Source organism: Chitinophaga sp. XS-30, from assembly GCF_008086345.1.
Classification (GTDB): Bacteria; Bacteroidota; Bacteroidia; order Chitinophagales; family Chitinophagaceae; genus Chitinophaga.
The window spans coordinates 4,145,416-4,167,131 of the sequence record NZ_CP043006.1; the positions used below are offsets into that span (position 1 = coordinate 4,145,416).

At 51.8% G+C, this 21,716-nt stretch carries 18 protein-coding genes; 13 read left to right on the forward strand and 5 right to left on the reverse strand.

The genetic code is table 11. The features are described from left to right. Window positions 1-163: 163 nt before the first annotated feature. The 6 genes from FW415_RS16900 to FW415_RS16925 all read left to right on the forward strand — a co-directional run bounded on the left by FW415_RS16900 (window position 164) and on the right by FW415_RS16925 (window position 9,912). A complete protein-coding gene (locus FW415_RS16900; protein ID WP_168208851.1) occupies window positions 164-3,571 on the forward strand; it encodes a SusC/RagA family TonB-linked outer membrane protein in 3,408 nt (1,135 codons plus the stop codon). A gap of 10 nt (window positions 3,572-3,581) precedes the next feature. After that, the gene (locus FW415_RS16905; protein ID WP_168208852.1) at window positions 3,582-5,000 is read left to right on the forward strand and encodes a RagB/SusD family nutrient uptake outer membrane protein; all 1,419 of its coding nucleotides are present in this window, start codon (window positions 3,582-3,584) and stop codon (window positions 4,998-5,000) included. Between the two features lie 10 nt (window positions 5,001-5,010). Continuing rightward, window positions 5,011-5,715, forward strand: a complete 705-nt coding sequence (locus tag FW415_RS16910) for a DUF4843 domain-containing protein (protein WP_148387400.1) — start codon at window positions 5,011-5,013, stop codon at window positions 5,713-5,715. Between the two features lie 16 nt (window positions 5,716-5,731). Next, a complete protein-coding gene (locus tag FW415_RS16915; protein WP_148387402.1) occupies window positions 5,732-7,138 on the forward strand; it encodes a PKD-like family lipoprotein in 1,407 nt (468 codons plus the stop codon). A 30-nt stretch (window positions 7,139-7,168) separates the two neighbouring features. Next, a complete protein-coding gene (locus FW415_RS16920) occupies window positions 7,169-8,623 on the forward strand; it encodes a TlpA disulfide reductase family protein (RefSeq protein WP_148387405.1) in 1,455 nt (484 codons plus the stop codon). Between the two features lie 620 nt (window positions 8,624-9,243). After that, window positions 9,244-9,912 carry a fibrobacter succinogenes major paralogous domain-containing protein gene (locus tag FW415_RS16925; protein WP_148387407.1) on the forward strand — a complete coding sequence of 223 codons (669 nt, stop codon included), beginning with the start codon at window positions 9,244-9,246 and terminating at the stop codon, window positions 9,910-9,912. A gap of 935 nt (window positions 9,913-10,847) precedes the next feature. On the opposite strand, the gene FW415_RS16930 is transcribed toward FW415_RS16925, so the two are convergent. Together FW415_RS16930 and FW415_RS16935 are read right to left on the reverse strand one after the other, a co-directional pair. Next, on the reverse strand, window positions 10,848-11,903 hold the full coding sequence (locus tag FW415_RS16930) for a fatty acid desaturase (protein WP_148387409.1): 1,056 nt from the start codon (window positions 11,901-11,903) through the stop codon (window positions 10,848-10,850). Beyond that, window positions 11,897-12,802 (reverse strand): lysophospholipid acyltransferase family protein, encoded by a 906-nt coding sequence (locus FW415_RS16935; RefSeq protein WP_148387412.1) that lies wholly within the window; start codon window positions 12,800-12,802, stop codon window positions 11,897-11,899. The genes FW415_RS16930 and FW415_RS16935 overlap by 7 nt, the downstream gene beginning before the upstream one ends. 260 nt (window positions 12,803-13,062) lie before the next feature. On the opposite strand from FW415_RS16935, the gene FW415_RS16940 reads away from it, so the two are divergent. The 4 genes from FW415_RS16940 (at window position 13,063) to FW415_RS16955 (ending at window position 17,350) form a co-directional block, all read left to right on the forward strand. Beyond that, on the forward strand, window positions 13,063-13,686 hold the full coding sequence (locus FW415_RS16940; protein ID WP_148387414.1) for a bifunctional 4-hydroxy-2-oxoglutarate aldolase/2-dehydro-3-deoxy-phosphogluconate aldolase: 624 nt from the start codon (window positions 13,063-13,065) through the stop codon (window positions 13,684-13,686). A 185-nt stretch (window positions 13,687-13,871) separates the two neighbouring features. Beyond that, window positions 13,872-15,020: a galactonate dehydratase gene (dgoD, locus tag FW415_RS16945; RefSeq protein ID WP_148387416.1), complete on the forward strand. Its 1,149-nt coding sequence runs from the start codon at window positions 13,872-13,874 to the stop codon at window positions 15,018-15,020. Window positions 15,021-15,041: 21 nt separating this feature from the next. Next, a complete protein-coding gene (locus tag FW415_RS16950) occupies window positions 15,042-16,337 on the forward strand; it encodes an MFS transporter (protein WP_148387418.1) in 1,296 nt (431 codons plus the stop codon). 86 nt (window positions 16,338-16,423) lie between these two features. Then, on the forward strand, window positions 16,424-17,350 hold the full coding sequence (locus FW415_RS16955; RefSeq protein ID WP_148387420.1) for a 2-dehydro-3-deoxygalactonokinase: 927 nt from the start codon (window positions 16,424-16,426) through the stop codon (window positions 17,348-17,350). Window positions 17,351-17,430: 80 nt separating this feature from the next. On the opposite strand, the gene FW415_RS16960 is transcribed toward FW415_RS16955, so the two are convergent. Both FW415_RS16960 and FW415_RS25785 read right to left on the reverse strand, forming a co-directional pair. Beyond that, complete coding sequence (locus FW415_RS16960) at window positions 17,431-18,309, reverse strand: alpha/beta fold hydrolase (RefSeq protein WP_148387423.1); 879 nt, start codon at window positions 18,307-18,309, stop codon at window positions 17,431-17,433. Between the two features lie 83 nt (window positions 18,310-18,392). Beyond that, entirely contained in the window at window positions 18,393-18,533 is a 141-nt protein-coding gene (locus FW415_RS25785) for a DUF6223 family protein (RefSeq protein ID WP_371416995.1), read from the reverse strand. Window positions 18,534-18,884: 351 nt separating this feature from the next. Here FW415_RS25785 and FW415_RS16965 point away from each other — a divergent pair, with 351 nt between their 5' ends. Beyond that, the gene (locus FW415_RS16965; protein ID WP_148387425.1) at window positions 18,885-19,892 is read left to right on the forward strand and encodes an NAD(P)-dependent alcohol dehydrogenase; all 1,008 of its coding nucleotides are present in this window, start codon (window positions 18,885-18,887) and stop codon (window positions 19,890-19,892) included. A gap of 18 nt (window positions 19,893-19,910) precedes the next feature. Here the strand turns inward: FW415_RS16965 and FW415_RS16970 are convergent, their stop codons facing one another. Then, a complete protein-coding gene (locus tag FW415_RS16970; protein ID WP_148387428.1) occupies window positions 19,911-20,300 on the reverse strand; it encodes a helix-turn-helix domain-containing protein in 390 nt (129 codons plus the stop codon). Between the two features lie 76 nt (window positions 20,301-20,376). Here FW415_RS16970 and FW415_RS16975 point away from each other — a divergent pair, with 76 nt between their 5' ends. Together FW415_RS16975 and FW415_RS16980 are read left to right on the forward strand one after the other, a co-directional pair. After that, window positions 20,377-21,111: an NAD(P)H-dependent oxidoreductase gene (locus tag FW415_RS16975; RefSeq protein ID WP_246858780.1), complete on the forward strand. Its 735-nt coding sequence runs from the start codon at window positions 20,377-20,379 to the stop codon at window positions 21,109-21,111. A gap of 149 nt (window positions 21,112-21,260) precedes the next feature. After that, window positions 21,261-21,659: a hypothetical protein gene (locus FW415_RS16980; RefSeq protein WP_148387430.1), complete on the forward strand. Its 399-nt coding sequence runs from the start codon at window positions 21,261-21,263 to the stop codon at window positions 21,657-21,659. Window positions 21,660-21,716: the final 57 nt, after the last annotated feature.

The following is a 21,716-nucleotide window of genomic DNA, read 5'->3' on the forward strand; positions in this document are numbered from 1 at the left end:
CGGATGTTACAGCTGATTTTTTTAGCGATTTCGACCACTAATTATTTATCAACCAAACTTGATGCAAGTTATGCAAAAAACCGCTTCGGAGTACGGTTTGGGGAAGCTATGGCCACGACGGCAGCCTGTCCCAAACCGGCGATTAACCAAAATCATATTAGTGATGAAGCTATCAGTAGTCCTGCTACTAGCCGCGCTTTTCCAGGTAAGGGCAGCAGTTGTCGCGCAAAACGTCACGTTCAACGGACAGAAAGTTACCATCAGGAAGGTATTACGGGATGTGCAACGGCAAACCGGTTACTTCGTTTTCTTCAGCTCAAAAAACATCGTTCAGGTCGCAGAAACGCGCGAAGTGTCGATACAGGCGAAAGACATGCCGCTGCATGATTTCCTGGACAAGCTGCTCCAGGGGCAGGGAATGAACTTCGGGATCAGCGACAACACCATCAATATCACGCCGGCCAAACTCCGGCAGCCCGCCGCGCAAAACGCTGATGCGCCCAGCCTGGCGATATCCGGGCGGGTGACAGATATGGAGGGCAATCCTCTTGACGGCGTTTCTGTTTCTATCATGGGCAAACCCTCCGGCCAAATGGCCGACAGGCAGGGCCGTTTTAAAATGGACAACCTGCAGGACGGGGACCTGGTGGTATTTTCGTCGGTAGGTTATTCACCCGCCGGTATCAGGATGCGCGGAACAACACCGGTTTTCGAACAAATGTCGGTGCAGGTAAACGGGCGGCCGGAAGAAACGGAAGGCAACGGCAAAAGCAGTTTTGCTGTCAATTCCGACGGGACCATTACCGTGAGGCTGGCCCGTCTGATCCAGAATATCGAGACGGTAGTTGTTACCGGGATGTTCCAGCGTTCTGTCAAAAATTTCACCGGCGCGTCCAAAACCATCTCGGGCGCAGAGGCGAAGAAAGTGAGCGCCAATAATATATTTGCGGCGATCTCCGCGCTGGACCCGTCTTTCCGCATCGTTCCAAATAATGTGATGGGCGGCAGCATCAACCAGTTGCCCGAGATCCAGATGCGTGGCCAGAACTCGTTCCCGAACCTGAGCGGCGAGCTTTCCAACAACCCGAATGCGCCGCTCTTCATTCTCGATGGATTCGAAGTGAGCCTCCAGCGTATCGTAGACCTCGATATGAACCTGATCAACAGCATCACCCTGCTGAAAGATGCTTCCGCAACGGCGATCTACGGTTCCCGCGGTGCCAACGGTGTGATGGTGGTTACTACCATCACGCCCAAACCGGGAAAGATCCAGGTTACCTTCAATAACGACTTCCGCTTTACCACACCCGACCTTTCCGTGTACAACCTTCTGAACGCGCAAGAGAAGCTCGATTTCGAGAAACGGGCGGGTGTTTATACTTCCGAAAGCGCACAAACGCAACATGCAAGAGACGTGCTGTACAACGAGCGGTACAAGGCCACGAAAAGCGGCGTCAATACCGACTGGCTGTCTATCCCCGTACAGAATGGCTACAGCAACCGCAGCTCGCTGTACCTGCAGGGCGGCGACCAATCGATCCGCTACGGTATTCAGGTAATGGCAGACCTGCAGAACGGCGTCATGAAAGGCCAGGACCGGAGGAATTACTCCGGCCAGTTCGACCTGAGTTACCTCATGAAAAAGGTGCAATTCAAAAATTCCATCCGCCTGTTCCAGAACAAGGCCAATGAATCGCCTTACGGCGAATTCAGCGAGTACGTGCGGCTGAACCCTTACTGGGCGCCTTATGATGAAAAAGGGAATCCCCAAAAGCTGCTGGAAGATGTGCTGATCCACCGGCTGAACAATACCTACAGCAGGATACCCAGCCCCCTGTACGATGCCAGCCTCAATTCGGTGAACAGTTCCGAATATTTCGGGATATCCAACAACTTCCAGGTGCGTTATACGCCAGCATCGAATTTCTATATCGAGTCCAGCTTCAGCCTCAACAAACAGAGCGCCGGGGCCGACCAGTTTTTCAGTGCCCAGGATAGCCGCTTCGATGCCATTACTGATCTGAACCAGAAAGGCTCGTACACTGTCCGAGATGAGGATAGTCATAGTTACGAAAGTCTTACCACAGCCAACTATAATCTTACTACGGACAAGCATCAGCTGTTCTCCACTCTGGGCTTCAATTTTTCCAGTTCTACCAACAAGTACTATTCCATGGTCACCCAGGGCTTCCCGTATGACCGGCTCGATAACCTGCTGTTTGCCGCGCAATACGAAGCCAACGGCCGGCCCGCGGGCGATGAAAGCACTGTGCGGCGGCTGGGTGTAGTGTTCAGCGGCAGCTACAGTTACGATAACCGCTTTTTGCTGGACGTCTCCGCACGCCGCGACGGTTCTTCCCAATACGGGGCCGACAAGCGGTACGGCACATTCTGGTCTACAGGCGTGGGCTGGAATCTGCATAATGAAGACTGGTTCAGTACCAGCGATGTCGTGAACAGGTTGAAAGTGCGCGCCAGCTACGGTACCACCGGCTCGCTGAACATACCGGCGTACAGCGCCAGGTCGAGATACAGCTTTGGTGTGGGCACCAGCTACTATGGCGAGCTGGGCGCCACGCTCATCGGGCTCGGCAACGATTTCCTGAGCTGGCAGAACGTGTACAAGGCCAACGTGGGGTTTGATGCGGTGCTGTTCGGGGATCGGCTCGACCTCCGGGTGGACCTCTACAGGGAAAACACGAAAAATGCCCTGACGCAGATCACGCTTGCTCCGTCGACCGGCTTTTCCAGCTTCAGTGAAAACCTGGGCGAGATCGAGAACACCGGCATCGAGTTTTCCGCACGCATGAAACTGATAGAAGACAGATCGAAAGGACTGCTGTGGTCGGTGAATGTGAACGGGTTTTCGAACAGGAACATCCTGAAGAAACTCTCCAACAAACTGAAGGCGTCCAATGACAAGCTGAACGCCGGCAACGAAGCGCAACTGGTGCCGAATGTACTGTTCGAGGAAGGACAGTCCATCAATGCCATTTATGTGGTCCCTTCGCTTGGTGTGGACCCCGCTACAGGTTCCGAAGTGTTCCTGAAACGGAACGGGGAAAAGACTTATCAATGGGATGCGGCTGATAAAGTGGCTTACGGCGTGAGCATTCCGAAATGGAACGGCAACTTCGGCACGAACCTGCTTTACAAAGGCTTCGAGATGAACCTGATCTTCAACTATCAGTTCGACGGGCAATTGTACAACCAGACGCTGATTGACCGGGTGGAATCCGTGGACCCCAGCTGGAATGTGGACAGGCGGGCGTACGACCTCGGTTGGTCCGGCCCGGGTGATCACAGCAAATACACCCGGATCGGGGTATCTACCGTACCGACTAAACTTACCTCACGTTTTGTGCAGGATGATAATAATCTGACGCTGACATCCGCATCGTTCGGCTATAATTTTTACCGGAGCGCTTTCATCAGGCGGCTCGGGTTCAGGAGCCTGCAGGTTACGGCCATTACGAACGATCTTTTCCGGCTGAGCTCGATCGAGATCGAGCGGGGCACCAGCAACCCCTTTTCCCGGACGTATTCGCTTTCCTTAAGAGTTGGTTTATAAAATGAATGACATGCGAAATCTATTCAGATATATCTCTTTTATGTTGCTTGCCGCCGCACTTGCGAGCTGCAACAAATACCTGGACGTTGCGCCCAAATCCACTTTGTCGGAGGAGGAATTGTTCCTGTCGGAAGTCGGATTCCAGCAAGCGCTCACGGGCGTGTATTCCCAGCTCGCCAGCCGGGCACTGTACGGCGATAACCTCACTATGGGCTTTATGTCGGCGCTGGCGCAGAACTATTCCGTTTCCGGTGCGGGTGCGCCTTTCCTCGAAACGCGTGCGTTGAATTATGCATCGGGAGAAGTGATCGGGTACACCAATGCAATCTGGAGCGCCGCCTATTCTGCTATTGCCGGCGCCAACAAGGTGATTTTGAATACGGAATCGAAGCGGAATGTGCTCAGTGACGCCGGTTACGCCACGATACGGGCCGAGGCCCTGGGCCTGAGGGCCCTGCTGCATTTCGACATGCTTCGGATATTCGGCCAGGAATATACCGCCGGTGCCGGGAAGAAGGCCGTGCCATACAAAAAGACGGTGGACCAGAATCCCGTGGTGCCTTCCGTTACGGAAGAAGTGGTGAGCCTGGCGCTGCAGGACCTGGCCGAAGCGCAGGACCTGCTGAAAGACTACGATCCGATATTGACCGGTGCTGTGAACAGGCGCATCAAAATGAATTACTACGCACTGAAAGCACTGGAAGCCCGCATCCGGCTGTACGCGGGAGATATGCAAAGTGCTTTCAATGCCGCGGAGGAAGTGGTGAGCCCTGCAGTATTTCCTCTCATTACCTTCTCCCGTGCTTCGGCAGCCCCGGCTTTCCGGGACCGGTTGTACCTTACCGAGCAGGTCTTCTGCATCCGTGTGCGCGATATGCTGAACTGGGTCAATAACGAGTATTTCCGGTTCTACGGAAACGCCAACATGCGCCTCACCCGCTCCAACAGCAACTTCCAGACGCTTTACGAAACATCCACCGGCGGCGGCACAGACTTCCGGTACTTGTACCGCATCGAGCAGGACGGCGGATCGCCCTTTCCCTCGAAGTACTGGCAAACCTACACCGCTTCCAATACACTGGATTCCAACCGGCTCGACCAATATGTGCCGGCTATCCGGTTGTCCGAAATGTACTATATCATGGCGGAATCCGCGGCTACCCCCGCGGAGGGCGCTGCTTACCTGAACGTGGTCAGGAAAGGCAGGGGCATTGCCGAACTGGCGCCCGGTTCCATCACAGCTGCCGCATTGCAAAACGAGATCACCAAGGAATACCAGAAAGAATTTTATGCCGAAGGACAGCTGTTCTTCTACTACAAACGCAGGAAAATAGCCAGGATGCAGTTCATGAACACCAACGTTGCGCTGAGCAAATACGTGCTGCCTATCCCCGATTCGGAACTGGAATTCAATCCCAATTACAATTAAAAAAACAAGCATGAGATACTTTATCATAGCATGCCTCGCAGCGTTCTGCTGTTCGTGCCAGAAGGATGGGCTGATCGATTACAGCGGGGGCGACGGTATTGCGTTCTACGTGGGCGAATATGAGATCGACAGCGTAAGCTACTCGTTCGCTTTCTCTCCTGCCCCCATCGACAAGGATACCATCTACCTGAAGATGCGCGTGGTGGGCGGAGCGACAGACTATCCCAGGACCATCGCGGTGAAAGCCGGGCCAGGTACTACGGCGCGCCCGGATGTGGACTTCATCCTCCCGCAACACACGCTCCCCGCCGGCGCCCTGACGGTGGACTATCCCGTTATCGTAATGAATACGCCAGAAATGGCGGACAACGAGTTCAGGCTTGTGGCCGAGGTGACCGAAAGCAAGGACTTCAGCCCGGGAGCCGTGGGACAGGAAATAGGCGGCAGCTACAACCTGTCGAAAATACTGGTGAAGATCACCAACAAGCTCGTGGAACCCACCTACTGGCCCGATGTGGAAAGCGCGTTCGGACCATTCAGCGCGGCGAAGTTCAGGTTTATGATCCAGGTAACGGGGTTCACCGATTTTTCATACGAGGCGCTGGGCACCAGCGGCATTTACAACCTGCCCGTCCGTTTGCGGAACGCGTTGCAGGAATACGAAGCCGCCAATGGCCCGCTGATAGACGAAAATGGTAACCACGTAACATTTTAACTGAAAAACGGCAGACATGTTAAGACACATTTTTTTATGCATAGGTTTCGTCATGCTATTCACCGCCTGCCAGAAAGACAAGCAGGATTATCGGTTTGAAAAGCAGAACACGGTATCCGTCAAAACCGCGGATTCAATCTTTACCGTAACCCAGTTCGAAACCTTGAAGGTGGAAACGATATTGACGGAATCCGTTCCTTCCCAGGACAGCTATTCCTATCAATGGAAAGCCTGGCAGGTAGGAGGCGATACCGTTATCCTCTCCCGTGACAAGGACCTGGACATAAATATCATACTCCAGCCGGGCAGGTACGAACTGGAATATAAAGTGACCAATAACCGAACAGGCATCGCTTCCTTTATGATTTACCGGCTGACGGTAAATGGTGGTTTCTACGAAGGATGGCTGGTTTCCAACAGCAAGAACGGTAAAGCCCAGCTGTCGTTTATCCGGGAAGACGGCGAACTGTTCCTGAACCCCGCCGAGCTTATCAATAATACTACCTATCCCGGCAAGGCACTTGGAGCTTTCGCGGCAATTGACCCCTACGGCAGTATGGCACTGATCAATTTCTTTACCGACCAGGGCGTTTATCGTTTCAATGCCAACGATCTCGTACAGAATGGTATTACGACCGATATTTTCCCCGAAGGCAAGCAGTTCTCTTCCCTACCCTGTTATGCGATCAGTAAAGCAGCGATCGACCAGTATATCATCGCCGATGGAGGACTCCATGCGGGGCTTGGACCTCTATTCTTTCCCGCGGAGGTATTGAAGCCCTTTTCAGACCGTTTCCCCGGCGATTACACGCTGTTCCCTGCCATCATCACTTCTTCCCAGACGGCTACATTATTTTACGACAACAAGCACAAACGCTTCATGCAGGCAAGCTACCTGGATCGCGAACTCACGGTCGCATCCGGGAGCGATGCAGCGGCTTTCAATATGGGGAACGTTGGCATGACTATGCTGGCCTCCGATTACGGCGTGAGGGGCGCCTACAGCGACGAGTATTACTTCGTCATGCAAGGTGCCGACGGCCGGTATATCCTGTCCTTGTCCAGCACTACGCCCGGTATGAACCAAAAGATCGGGAACAGTCCGGATATTGAACAGGCCACTTCGTTTACCACGTCCAGCGTGGCCAAACACCTGTATTACGCCGCAAACAACAAGATCTACCTGTACGATATGCTTGCAAACAGTTCCAGGCCGGTATTCTCGTTTCCTGCCAGCGTGCAGATCGCGGATATGAAGCTGCTGCGCTCTACGAGCAAACGCCTGGTGGTGGCCACCACCGACGGCCAGGAAGGAAAAGTGCACTATTTCGATCTTGACAACCTTGGTGATGTAACAGGCAATGCCGCCACGAACATCTTCACAGGGTTTGGCGAGATCGCACATCTCAGTTACAGGGATTGATAATGAAAAAAAACTTCAAAAAGGAAACCAATGAAACTATTTAAAATACTGGCATTGACGGCAGGAATTTTCGCCGCAATTGAAGCAAAATCACAAGATAGCTGGGCAGAGACCAGGAAGAGGATAGATGAGCTGTCCTCCATCGAAGACACCGCAGTACTGAACGCAAAACTGCGTTCCCTGCAGGAAAGCCCGTCCGAGAAAGACCGGATATTCGTTTACAACTACTATGCGGTAAAACGGATGAGTGACAAAGCGGAAGAAGTCCTGGAGACGGGTATAAAACAATTTCCCCGGGGAGAGTTGCGGCACATCCAGCTGTCGAATAACATGCAGTCGGAAAGAGATGTGGAGAAACTGGAAGCGCTGTATCTGAAAACAAGAAAAGAATACCCGCAGAAGCCTGCTCCGGTTTTTGCTGCATCGAGACTGGCTTCGGAATATGCCCGGAAAGACAATGCGGAAAAAATGTGGCATTACCTGGATGTGTTGAAGTCATCGAATTCGCAGGATCTTTATTTGTTCGAATTGATACGGCTGCCGGCCATTGATCCGGCAAACCTGGCCGCACGCCTCAAACCGGCGATCGATTCCATGGACGCCCAATACAAGGCGCTTGCAAAGACCAATGACACCAGCAGGAAAGCGCAGCACGCTATCCGGCAGACCCGGGGATACCTGAGTATGGCAGCTGCCAGCTACGCGAATACGCTGATAAAACAGGGCAAGAAGGAAGAAGCCTATCAGTTCATCAAGGAAAAGTATGCCGGTGGTGCAAACGCATTGGTAGCATCTTCGTACCTGAGTGCGCTGATTGCCACAAAACGGTTTAAAGAAGCTTTCCCCCTGATCGAGGATGCGTTGCAGGCGAATTTTGCGAACAGGGAAGCCAATGCAGCTTACCGGGATGCCTATGTAGCCGTACACGGCTCCGCGGATGGGTTCGAAGAACGGAAAAATGCACTCCTCAAAGATATAAGGCTTAAAATTCGCGGAGAGGCTATGAAAAAGGCCATTCGCAAGCCCGCTTCCGGTTTTACGCTACAGGATGTGGACGGGAAGACCGTATCTCTTGCTGATTTGAGAGGGAAAGTGGTGGTTATGGACTTTTGGGCTACCTGGTGTGGTCCCTGCAAGGCTTCATTCCCCTCCATGCAAATGGCGGTGGATAAGTACAAAAAGGACACCAATGTAGTCTTCCTCTTCATACACACAATGGACAAGGGAGAAGCTGACCCGACGGCCGCCGCAAAAAAGTATGTTACAGACAACCATTTTTCCTTTGAGGTACTGATGGACCTGCGCGACAAATCCACACAGGAAAGCAAAGTCGCCAAATTATACGGTGTAAGTGCCATTCCTACTAAAATCGTAATCGATCCGCAAGGCAATATCCGCTTCAACGTTTCCGGTTTCGGTGGATTGAACGAGATTGCTGTAGAAGAATTATCGGCCATGATTGAAATTGCGCGGGAGAAATCCTGAGCCGGTGCAATAAGAACGTTGTTCATTTCGAAAACCAATCAATATTAAAAACAGCCGCTGACGCTTTGGCTGGCGGGGAAAGAAGGCGTCTCAAAATAGAGGCGCCTTCTTTATTCTTTAGTTGAGTTCCTATCGTCAAATTGAACCGCATCATTGCCATCGATGTTTTCTTTCTCTTTTATACTGCTAAGCTATCGGATGCAAACTATATTCTTCTTTTTATTCTGAACCTGCCTGACAATTGTTTTTTGGACGGTTGTAACCACCGTTTTGATACCATAGCTCAGCAGTAAACCAGCCGGTATGAAGACAATAAAAATGGGCGCCCGTACTACCCGGCAACTCATTCTTATCAAATTGATAATTTTATGACCATGGCAGATTTTACCCATTTTTTGGATATCAAACACGAAAACGTCCGGATGCCAGCGGGATCGCAGAAAGGAATCAGTCTTAATTGACAAACTGGTCCTGTTCATTTTCCCTGAAAAGCTCAAGACAATTTCCCTTACAAATACGCCCCGGAAACAGACGGATATTCTAATAGCAAGCGCCGGTAAGTACCTTGCACAGGGAAAATGTAATCAGACTATGCTTATCTTTATCAAAAATCCGGTTGTATGAGACGTCTGCTATTTGCATCAGGCTATTTTATCTTGCTTGGCTGTCAATCCCTATATTGCCAGGATAATGACAAAGGGGCGCAAATTACAAGTGTAAAGATCGGGGAACAGGTATGGTCTGCGGATAATCTGGAAGTATTGACGTTCCGAAATGGAGATTCGGTTCCGCATGCCAGGTCCGCAGCGGAATGGGAAAAAGCGGGCCGCGAAGGTACCCCGGCATGGTGTTATTACCGGAACGACACGGGTGAAGTCCTCACATACGGCCGCATGTATAACTGGTTTGCAGTGAACGATGCGAGAGGGTTAGCGCCTGTTGGCTGGCGTATTGCTACGCAGGATGACTGGATTAAACTGGAGGAATTTCTAGGTATGGATGAGGCCGGAGTGTTGTTCAGAAGTGATTCCGTATGGAACACCGGCAATGTTCCTTCAGGTACGGGGATACTTTTGGGCGGATACCGGACCAGGGATGGCCGCTTTACCGGAATGGGCGAGTTTACTTATATGGCAAGTGCCACGGAAGCGGATGTGAGGGACTCGCGGGACGATCAGACGGCCATCTGGGGGCGCGGTGTGCATATCGATAATAAAACGGTCATGAGATGCGCGCTGGATAAACATTTCGGATTGTATGTGCGATGCGTAAGAGACCAGATACCTTAACGTCTGCGCTTGTTTTTGTAAGCGGTCATTTACTGGCAGGTTAAGCCACATTCTTGATAATATTGCCACATGTTGAAAGGCCGGAGGATTCAAACCTCCGGCCTTTCTATTTCCCAAAAACAGGAAATTTCCCCTTAACTATTGTCAAAAAAATAGAACAATTTTGTTCGGAAAGGAATCAGCAGATCGGCTTGTAAAAACATGTAGCGAAGCATATTCAGTGCTTTTGGTAAAGCCTGAATAGACTCCAAATATTTGTGCTTATTATACCTTCACCTGTCAACCAATTCACTATGGAATGGAAATTTAGAAAAGAGTTCCCGATCATGCCCGGCGTTATTTATTGAAACAGAGATAGTGCCTGATGATTCCCGGGTTGTGGGACACACCTGGTATAAAGTCAATAAGGACGGCTCTCCGGACCGCCGCTTTTCAGACAATTATCTATATGGCCAATTGGTGCTGACCACAAAAACCGGGCTTAATGAAGTGTATTGTTTTAGCCACGCGGACTACTCCCAATTATTTGTCAAGGCACTATCCGACTATATTTCCAGTCTGAAGGCGGCCAGTTCGTTACTGAAGGAATTTAAATAGCATCTTACTTGTCAATTGCCATAAAACCAAAAATATGGGTTGGGTTAAAAGTCATTTTCGAAAAGGAAGATATGTTCCTGCTCACTACCGCTCCGGGAACCGAATCCCTGTCAGGAATTCTACCAGCGCCGGGATGGATTTTTTGCGCATTATTGCCAGGGTGCTGAGAATCGTTCTGGGGATGTTCGTTGCCTTGCTGGCCATAGCCCTGGGTAGCGGTAAAATCAGCAGGCGGAGACGCTGGTAGATGCTGAGCCGGAGTTTCCCCTTTTCAACAGCACAACGGCGCTTTCCCTGTCGCGATAAACAAGCGCCGTCAATAATGCTGCCTTTGCCGTTCAGCTGATTTTCCCCTTAAGCCTCCAGATAACCTGTTTAAGCAAGCGCGCACTCTCCATTCCGCCTGTTTCCCCGTTTCTCCGGGCCGCTTTTAAACCCGTCATCATCTGTAATTCCGGGTCCCATACCTTCAGTTTCAGGCAGGCGCGAATGTCTTTCCACCGAAGTGATGTAGTAGTGGCGGCCTGTAACTCAGGGATATTGTTCAGCACTTCCGGCAAACGATAGAACGGAATGCGGGCATTCAGGTGGTGAATATGATGCAGGCCGATGTTTCCGGTGAACCACGCCATGACCGGGTTCATCACCATATGACTGGACGATAACATCGCAGCTTCGTCGTAACACCAATCCTCCTTCGTGTTGAAGATGACTCCCGGAAAGTTGTGCTGGGCATAGAAAAGATATGTTCCAATCGCGCAGGCGATAAAGATGGGCACTAATATCAGGAGCACCCAGGCTATCCAGCCGGCAAGCACTACAACGGTTGCCGACACGGCCACATGCACCAGCAGTGCTATCAACGCATCGTAGTGGCGCCTGGGGCTGACAACGAAAGAATTGATGCACATGCCGATAATGAACATGAACAGGTAACCGAACAGAATGGTGAGCGGATGCCGGGTGAACAGGTACATCGCGCGCTCCCGCCGGCTCATGGCCGCAAACTTTTTGGTGGTGGCAACGGGGTAAGAGCCGATGCTGGCGCTGTATAATTTCGAGTTATGCTGATGATGGTAATCGTGCGAACGCTTCCAGATACTTGACGGCGCCAGGATGTAAATGCCGAATACCGTCATGATCCCTTCCGCAATGACACTGTTCCTTAAAATAGAATGATGCTGATAGTCGTGATAGATCACGAACATTCTCACAATAAGCAATCCGGACAGCACACTGCAGGCGATCCGCAGCCAAAGGAAGGGCATCATCATTGTAGCGGCAAGTGATGCCATCAGCAGCCCTAAAGTAGATATGGTGTACCACCAGCTCAGGGCGCGTTGCTCCTGCGCATAGGGCTTGGTGGCTAAAATGAGTTGTTTTCCTGCTAACATTCCGTTGTTTTAAGCGTTGCTGGTGTTGTTGTTCTTTTGTGTTTCCATCTCCGGTGCGACCATAACCAGGTAGCCGGCTGATGAACGATATCGGCTTCCAGCCTGGCGGTATGAAGGGCCGTAACATTTCCCGGAGGCTCAAGGGCCGGCGATTCCACCAGCACCTCGGCGGAAACCGTGTAGTATCCCCGTTTTACACGGGTAACGGAAACATATACCACGGGATAGTTCAATTTTGATGCGATCCGCTCGGTGCCGGTAAATACGGGGGTGTCCTGGTTCAGGAACGTAAGCCATTGCGCGCTGTCAGGGCGCGGCGACTGATCGGCAATAAACGCCGTAGCATTAATCTCCCCCTGCAGCTTCACCATTTCCCGGAAGGTTTCCTTCATGGCGATCAGTTTGGTGCCGAAGCGTGTGCGCATCCTGTACATCAGCCCGTCATAGTGTTTGTTGGACAGCGGATGATACACCACGTACAGTTGCTGCGGACATAAAATGCTGAATGTATTGCCGGCCCATTCCCAATTGCCTTTATGCCCCATCACCAGTACAACGCTTTTGCCTTCGGCATGCAGGCGTTCAAACAGGGCCACGCTTTCAGGCGTTAAAGCGCAATGCTTTATCATGGCTGCTTTGCTGATCGTCAATGTTTTAAAGGTCTCCAGGAACAGATCGCAGAAATAACGGTAAAAATCACGGCAGATCCGTGCACGTTCTGATGCTGATCTTTCCGGGAACGCATTGGCCAGGTTTTGCAGCACGACTTTTTTACGGTAGCCTGCAACATAATACAGCAAACAGAAAAATACATCCGAAAGCAGGTATAGCAGCGGAAAGGGAAGAATGCTGATAAGATACACTACCGGCAGCAGCAGGTAGTAAAAAATAGTACTCAAATTGACACCAGTTGTTAGAATGCGATAAAATACAAATTACCTGATTAAAACAGGATATATCAGTCGTTTATTATCTGCTTTTCCATATTATTCTGTTAAAATCAAGGATTTACGGGCTAAATATATAATAAAGTTGGATAATATCATAACCCTCAGGAATATAGCTGCTTTTACGGCAGATGCGTTGCGGGGTTTAAGAAATGTTGAAAATACACTTACTTCTTTCTATCTTTCCGTTGTTCAACCATACCCATAATTCCATGTCTACACTTTCTCAAATCCTTGAACACAAGATCATTGCCATCATCCGCGGCGCACAGCCGGCAGACGTGCCGCTGCTGGCGGAGGCCCTGTACGCGGGTGGTATCCGCCTGTTGGAGGTGACCATGAACTCAATCGCGCCGCTGGCCGTCATCAAAGAAGTATCCGCTCAAATGGGCGACAAGATGGTCATCGGCGCGGGTACGGTGCTGGATGCCGCTATGGTCCGGGAGGCGGTTGCGGCGGGGGCGCGTTTCGTGCTCTCCCCTGTCCTGGAGCCTGAAGTGATCAAAACCGCAAAAGAATTGGGCATTGTAAGCATTCCGGGCGCCTATACGGCCACGGAGATCTACGCTGCCTGGAAACATGGGGCGGACATGATCAAGGTATTCCCGGCTACTTCTGCTGCTTATATTAAAGACGTGCTGGCGCCGCTGCCCAAAATGCACCTGCTGCCTACGGGCGGCATTACGCCGGAGAATATCAACGATTTCCGGAAAGCAGGGGCTGCCGGTTTTGGCATTGGCAGCGCACTCGTGAATGCACAGGCCGCCGTTACGCCGGAGTACCTGCGGCAACTCACGGAGAAGTCGCGGCAGTTCATCCGCGCCATTCAATCCTGAAAAACAACGTTATGTTATGAGATACTGGTACTGTGCCTGGGTACGAAAACATATCCACCGCCTGAAAAACAACATGACGTTATGAGATGCCCTGCAGCGAGGTGCTATCCTGCCTCATGAAACGCGAAGCGTTCACTAAGGCAAAAGCAAGACATCATAGGCAGTAAAAAGACAAATCCATACAGATGAAAATAAAAAGCTACGAACTGTTCCAGGTGCCGCCGCGCTGGCTGTTCCTGAAAATAACAACAGACGAGGGGATCATTGGCTGGGGCGAACCGGTCATAGAAGGGAAAGCCGCTACCGTTAAAACAGCAGTGGACGAACTGATGGAATACCTGATCGGTAAAGATCCCATGCATATTGAAGATCATTGGAACGTGATGTACCGCGCGGGCTTCTACCGCGGCGGCCCCATTCTGATGAGCGCCATTGCGGGGATTGACCAGGCGTTGTGGGACATCAAGGGAAAATATTACAACGCCCCCGTCCACCAGCTGCTGGGCGGCAAAGCGCACGACAGGATGAAGGTGTACTCCTGGATCGGTGGCGACCGTCCCGCCGAAGTGGGAGCTGCCGCGCGTAAGATGGCGGAGCAGGGCTTTCTGGCCGTAAAGATGAATGCCACGGAAGAACTGCAGTACGTAGATAGTTATGAAAAGATAGACGCGGCCATTCAGCGCATTGCCGCCGTGCGGGAGGCCGTGGGCCCGGGCATTGGCATCGGCATTGACTTTCACGGCCGGGTGCACAAACCTATGGCCAAGATACTGGCCAAAGCGCTCGAACCCTTCCGCCCCATGTTCATCGAGGAGCCGGTGCTGCCGGAAAACAATGAGGACCTGCGCGAAATTGCACAACACGTAGCCATCCCCATTGCCACCGGTGAACGCATGTTCTCCAGGTGGCAGTTCAAAACCCTGTTGAAGGAGGGGTATGCCGACATCATCCAGCCCGATGTTTCCCACGCCGGCGGCATCACCGAATGCAAAAAGATCATTTCCATGGCCGAGGCCTTTGATGTAGCTGCCGCGCCGCATTGTCCACTTGGTCCCATTGCCCTGGCGGCCTGCCTGCAGGTGGACGCTACCTGTCACAACGCTTTCATCCAGGAGCAAAGCCTGGGCATTCACTATAACCAGGGCAGCGACCTGCTGGACTATCTCACCGATAAAACCGTATTCCAGTATAAGGACGGTTATGTGGACATCCCCTCCAAACCCGGTCTCGGAATAGATATCAACGAAGAACATGTCAGAAAAATGGCCACGGAAGGGCACAACTGGCGCAACCCCGTGTGGCGCCATACAGACGGCAGCGTAGCGGAATGGTAAACACAGATCAGCAACTGATACATGACAACACTCAATTCCAGCGTAAAACCTACAAAAATACGGTACCAGGTATTGTTCCTGATATTTGTGAACGTGGTGATCAACTATATGGACAGAAGCAACCTGGCCGTAGCCGCTTCTGAAATAGACAAGGAATTCAACTTTACACCGGTGCAAATGGGGCTGATCTTTTCGGCCTTCAGCTGGACGTACCTGGCCTTCCAGATACCCGGCGGCATACTGGTGAACCGTTTCAGCCCGCGTATCCTCTATGCGTTCAGCCTCATTGCATGGTCCCTCACCACCGTGATGCAGGGCTTTGCCAGGGGTTTCGCCACCCTCTTCGGGCTGCGTATGGCCACCGGGGTATTTGAGGCCCCGGCCTTTCCCATCAACAACCGGGTGGTAAGCAACTGGTTCCCTGACAATGAACGCGCTTCCGCCATTGCCGTGTACACTTCCGGCCAGTTCCTTGGCCTGGCCTTCCTGATGCCGGTACTGTCAAAGATCCAGCTGGAAGCCGGATGGAAAGGGCTGTTCGTGATCACCGGCCTTATCGGCGTAATTTGGGGCATTGTATGGTACGTGTTCTATCGTGATCCGCTGCAACACAAAGCCGTCAATACCGCTGAGCTGAAGCATATCGAGCGCGGCGGCGGGCTGGTGGACAAACAGGCCGGCAATAAAACCGCTTTCCGCTGGGCCGATCTGAAGGCCGTACTCTCCTACCGCAAACTCTGGGGCATTTATATCGGCCAGTTTGCCGTGAATTCCACGCTCTGGTTCTTCCTCACCTGGTTCCCGAAATACCTTGTAGATTATCGGGGGCTGGACTTCATCAAATCAGGTTACTGGGCCTCGGTGCCTTACCTCGCGGCATTCACCGGCATATTGTGTTCCGGCTTTCTGTCAGACTACCTGGTAAAAAGAGGCGTATCGCCCGCAAAAGCTCGCAAAAGGCCCATCATCATCGGTCTGCTGGTCTCCGCTTTCATACTCGGGGCTAATTACGTAGATGAGCCTGCGCTCATTATCTTTTTCATGTCCCTCTCCTTTTTCGGGGTAGGCTTTGCCTCCATCACCTGGATATTTGTATCTACGTTGCCGCCTAAACACCTCATCAACCTGACAGGCGGCGTGTTTAATTTCATCGGTCAGCTGTCGGGGATCATTGTGCCTATCGCCATAGGCTTTCTGGCCAGCGGCAGCAGTTTTGCGCCGGCATTGGTATTTGTGGCCGTGCTGGGCCTGCTGGGGGCATGCTCGTATATTTTCCTGGTGGGGAATGTGGAACGGATAAAGATGGAGGAGGAATAGCCGGAAAGCTACCGGTATGATGTTCTCCGGCATAGCGAATGATCAGATAACTTAAATAGCATGAAAACATATTCAACAGACCGCAGATGAATTATTTTTTAAGCTGTGACTGGGGCACCAGCGCATTCCGGCTGCGGCTGGTGGAAACCGGCAGCGGGAACGTTCTTACAGAAGAAAGATCAGACAACGGTATTGCGGGCGCTTACCAGCAATGGCAACAAACGTCCCTCCCCCGTGAAGATTTCTTTGCCGCGATCATCAACCGGCATATTGATGCATTGTCGGAAAGGACGGGCATTCCGCTGCAGGAGGTGCCGGTCGTGCTATCCGGCATGGCATCTTCCAGTATTGGCATGGTAGAGCTGCCCTACAAGGAGTTGCCCTTCAGCCTGAGCGGAACAGATCTGGCCGTGCATGCCTTTTCCCGGTTCATCATTATTTCCGGCGCCCGCAGCGGGAATGATGTGATGCGTGGCGAAGAGACCAAAGCAGCCGGTTGTGCTGCCTGGCTGCCCGATACAACACAGGATCAATGGCTGCTGATGCCGGGTACACATCCCAAACACGTAGTGGTAAACAATCATCAGGCGGTTCGTTTTCAAAGCTTCATGACAGGCGAATTTTTTGACCTGCTGTCCACGCACAGCATCCTGGCCGCATCGGTAGGGGATGATGGAACACTACTGAACGACCCGGCCGCCCTCGCCTGCTTTACTGAAGGCGTACACGCCGGGCAGACGGAGAACCTGCTGCATGCAGCCTTTATGGTGCGGACTAACCAATTGCTTAAAAAAATATCTCCGGCCCACAACCGTTTTTACCTAAGCGGTTTGCTCATCGGTACGGAACTGAAAGCGGTGCCTCCCGGCATGCCCGTTTATCTGGTGGCGGGACCGCTGCATACCCCGCTTTATACACTGGCCTGCCAGGTATTGAATATTCCCGTGGCGGCGGTGATAGATGCGGATGAAGCGCTGATACGCGGACAACGGGCTGTGTTGAAGTACGGGTAAATATTCATTCACCTGAACACCTGAAGAAGTGGAAACCATTAAGAGAGGATAAATTCAGCGATGTCATGGATTATATGCGGCTACCTGACTACCCCTTTTTCACAAAGAAAATCATCAATCAGGCTTAACACCTCATCAAAATTCGTCTCCAGCGCCTTATGGCCGCCATCGATAACATGAACCTGTGCATCAGGTAAATCCCGCTGATAACAATACGCTTCCTCCACACCAAAAAACACATCATACTTCCCCCATATGATCAGAGCGGGAGGTTGATGCGTACGGAAATACGCCTGAAAGACAGGGAACATGTCGATATTGGTTTTGAAATCACAATTCAATTCAAACTGCATATCAATATTGCCGGGCCGCTTCATACGTTCCCAATCAAGCATCCACAATTCCGGGCTGATCCTGGGTAATAATTCCTCCGGCACTCCCGCGGTATATTGCATCTTCGTGCCTTCTTCACTCAGGAAACCGGCGACCTTTTCTTTCTTTTCCGGTGTGGGGTTTTGCCAATAATCTATCGTTTCATCCCATTGCGGGCCAATACCTTCATCATATGCATTGCCGTTCTGGACAATTATCCGTTCTATCTTTTCAGGATGGTTCACGCACAGGCGCAATCCAATGGGACAGCCATAATCATGAAGATAGACCGTGAAAGTCTTCAAGCCTATGGCATCCGTAAATTTATTGATGCAGTCCGATATGTTCCTGAAGGAGTATTCAAAATGACGGCTGCCCGGGAAAGCGCTGAATCCAAACCCGGGGTAATCAGGGGCCACGAGATAACACCTGTCGGACAAAGCGATCATCAGGTTTTTAAACATTGCCGATGAGGAAGGAAATCCATGTAAAAGCAACAGTGGTGGATGCTTCCTGTCTCCGGCCGTTCTATAGAAGACATCGATGCCGTCTACAGCAATTGATTGATGTAAAATTTGTCTGGCCATGGTTTCAACGGTTGTTGATGAAAGAGGAAGTACAAAGCTTGTGCCACCTCAATCCGCATGCACGCAGCCTCCATCAAAATGCCCTATGTTCCCGGCCCCTGCGTCATCCTCCGATAGCGCGCAAAGGCCATCCCTCCAACCACCATCCCGCCTGCCCCTAACAACAGTGCTACCACAGCCCCGAGCTTCCCGGAACCCGTTCCTATTATAGGTCTGCGGAACAACGGGCGGATGACGGAAGGAACATAGGAGGCGGCCGGGAAAAATGGATATTTTTTACGCTAATTGCCAGGTATCAGGAATACCCCGGCAGAAGGATGATAACAGCTGCATAAATAAGGCCGGTTGCCATAAAACAGGCAAACAGGGGGCCGATGTCTGATTCAACCTGCTACAAAGTCTATTTAACCCCCTCTGCAGACCATGCTTAGACACTATATTTGTCAGCACACAACCAGATGAGATAACATCCCATCTGACCCGTAAAATATCAACATGAACAGATGAAATAACATCCCATCTGACCCGTAAAGTATCAACAAACAAAACACCATCCGATCCGTAAATAAATTAAAATGAAAGCAATCCAGTTAACACAGCATGGCATCGAACATTTACACCTGACAGATATACCCACCCCGGCTTTCGGGGAAAATGAAGTGCTGGTGAAAACTACCGCCGTAGCCCTGGAGTACCACGACCTGATCGTTGTGGAAAACAGGATACCCTTCGGCATCCCCCTCCCCCACATCCCGGTGTCCGAAGGCGTGGGCATCGTGGAAGAAGTGGGCAGCAAAGTGACCCGCTGGAAAAAGGGCGACCGCGTCATCATCCCCTTCATTTCCCGCTGGGAGGCCGGGAGGAATACACCTTACCACGACCAGCTGAGAACCGGCTTCTCCCGCCCCGGCCTGCTGGCGGCCTACACCGTTCAACCTGAAAACACCCTCGTCCGCAGCCCGCACAATCTGACGGATGAAGAAGCGGCTCCTCTGCCGGTAACCGGGTTAACAGTCTGGGCTACCCTTGTAGAGCAGGCCAATATCCGGGCAGGCCAAACCATCCTGACACAAGGCAGCGGCGGGGTTTCCCTGTTTGCCCTGCAGCTCGCCGGAACATTCGGGTTAAAAGTGATCGCCACCACCAGCAGCAGCGAAAAAGCGCAACGGCTGAAGGATATGGGCGCTGAAGAAGTGATCAATTACAGGGCATTCCCGGAATGGAGCAGTGAGGTAAAACGCCTGAACGGCGGCACAGGTGTAGATGTGACGCTGGATGTTTGCGGTACGGATACCATTGCACAAAGCATCCTCTCGGTAAAGCAGCATGGTTTTGTGGGACTGATCGGCTTGCTGACAGGCACCCGGCTGACGGTTGACCTCATTCCGCTAATCACGAACTACATCCGGCTGCAGGCATACTCCGTTGGCAACGCACAGGAGCTGAGCGATCTGGTGCAGGCCATCGAAAAGAATAACATCAGGCCGGTAGTGGACAGCGTTTTTCCTGTTGAAAAGGTACAGGATGCTTTCCACAGGTTTAAATCCGGCCAGGCTTTCGGAAAAGTGATCATAACATTTTAAGTATAAAAACTGAATACTTCAGGCTCCTTCTGCCTTCACAGCCGCCCGGTCACCAAAACGCTCCCGGTGCGCATCCCCCCACTTTTCCATTTCCTGCCAGATGGGGCTTAACACCCTTGCCTGTTCCGTCAGCTCATACTCCACACGCACCGGTACCTCCGGGTACACGGTGCGTACAATGAGGTGATCTTTTTCCAGTTCCTTCAACTGCAATGTGAGCATCCGTTCGCTGATATTCGGAAGATGTTTCCGCAATTCGGAAAAACGCTTTCGCCCCAATCCCAGTTTATACAGGATCAGCATTTTCCAGCGCCCGCCAATCAGATCAAGCGTGTACACTACGCCGCAGAACGCATTGAGCACCTGCCGGTTGAGACTGTTCGTTGAGTTTTCTTTTCTGTTTGACATACATTTTTGTTCGTTCCCTACAATCGGTTACACACTGCAAAAATAGCGAAGGCAGGGCTAATTTTACGCCCTCAACATGCTGAAGACAGATGAATCCGCCCAACCGCAGGTTTCATCCGGCACAAAAAAAGATAAACAGATGAAAGTATTGCTGATCTATGCACACCCGGAGCCGAAGAGCTTCAACAGCGCCATGCTGGGCGCCGCCCGCGAAACCCTTTTACAAGCGGGGCACGACCTCCGTATATCGGACCTTTACGCCATGCCGTTCAACCCGGTTTCCGGGAAAGATAATTTTACCGCACTTGAAAACCCTCATTACTTCAAACAACAATTGGAGGAGCTGCATGCTACCGCTACCGGGGCTTTCGCACCGTTTATCGCAGCCGAACAGGAAAAGCTGGAATGGTGCGACCTGATGATCTGGCAGTTCCCCCTCTGGTGGTTCAGCGTGCCGGGCATCCTTAAAGGCTGGGTAGACCGGGTATTTGCCATGGGACGCGTTTACGGGCAGGGCAGGCTGTATGAAACCGGCGTCTTCAGCGGAAAAAAAGCGCTATTATCCCTCACCACCGGCGGCGCGGCAGAACATTACGTAAAAGATGGCTTTAACGGCGATATGGACGGCATTCTGCGCCCCATCCAGCGGGGCATGCTCGAATTTACCGGCTTCACCGTACTGGCGCCGCATGTTGTATATGGGCCGGCAAGAATGAGCGCGGAAGAAAGGGAAAATGAGTTGCAGCGCTGGCGGAAGCGATTGCTGGCTGTTTCGGTGGAAACGGGCATTGCTGTTGGGCAGTACCGGTAGGTGAACGGGACGGAGATGCGCGGCATCCGGGATACGCATGAGACCGGGGTAAACTGCTTCTGGCACAGCCCGGTTCTTTTGAACTTCATAACAGAAAACCAAAATTATGTAACAATTATCCGTTCCTGCATGCCTACCTTTGGTACAGCATGAAAAAGATCGTGGCACTCATACTAGCCGTTCTTTATATGGCCTCTTCCACAGGGGCCACATTTCACATGCATTACTGCAATGGCAAACTGGTAGATGTCGCATTGTGGCATGGGGAACAGCACCCCTGCGAAAAATGCGGCCCCGAAACGGGCATCTGCGCCAAAAGCTGCTGTGAAGATGAGCATAAGACCGTCAAGCTCGATAACGACCAGCAATCCAAGGAAAGCAGCGTTCATTTCATGCAGCCGGCCGGCGCGGTCATACCGCTGCATAGTAAACCCGACTTCTCCGCTGCAGCCGTGCTGCCGGTAAAATATACCCATCGTGTCAGCCACGCCCCTCCCCGGGTCAACCCGGTGGAAACACATATCCTTTACTGTACCTTCCTGATCTGATACTGCCTGCCCCGGGGATCTTCCGCCCCGGAACGACCTGCATAGCCATTTTCGCGG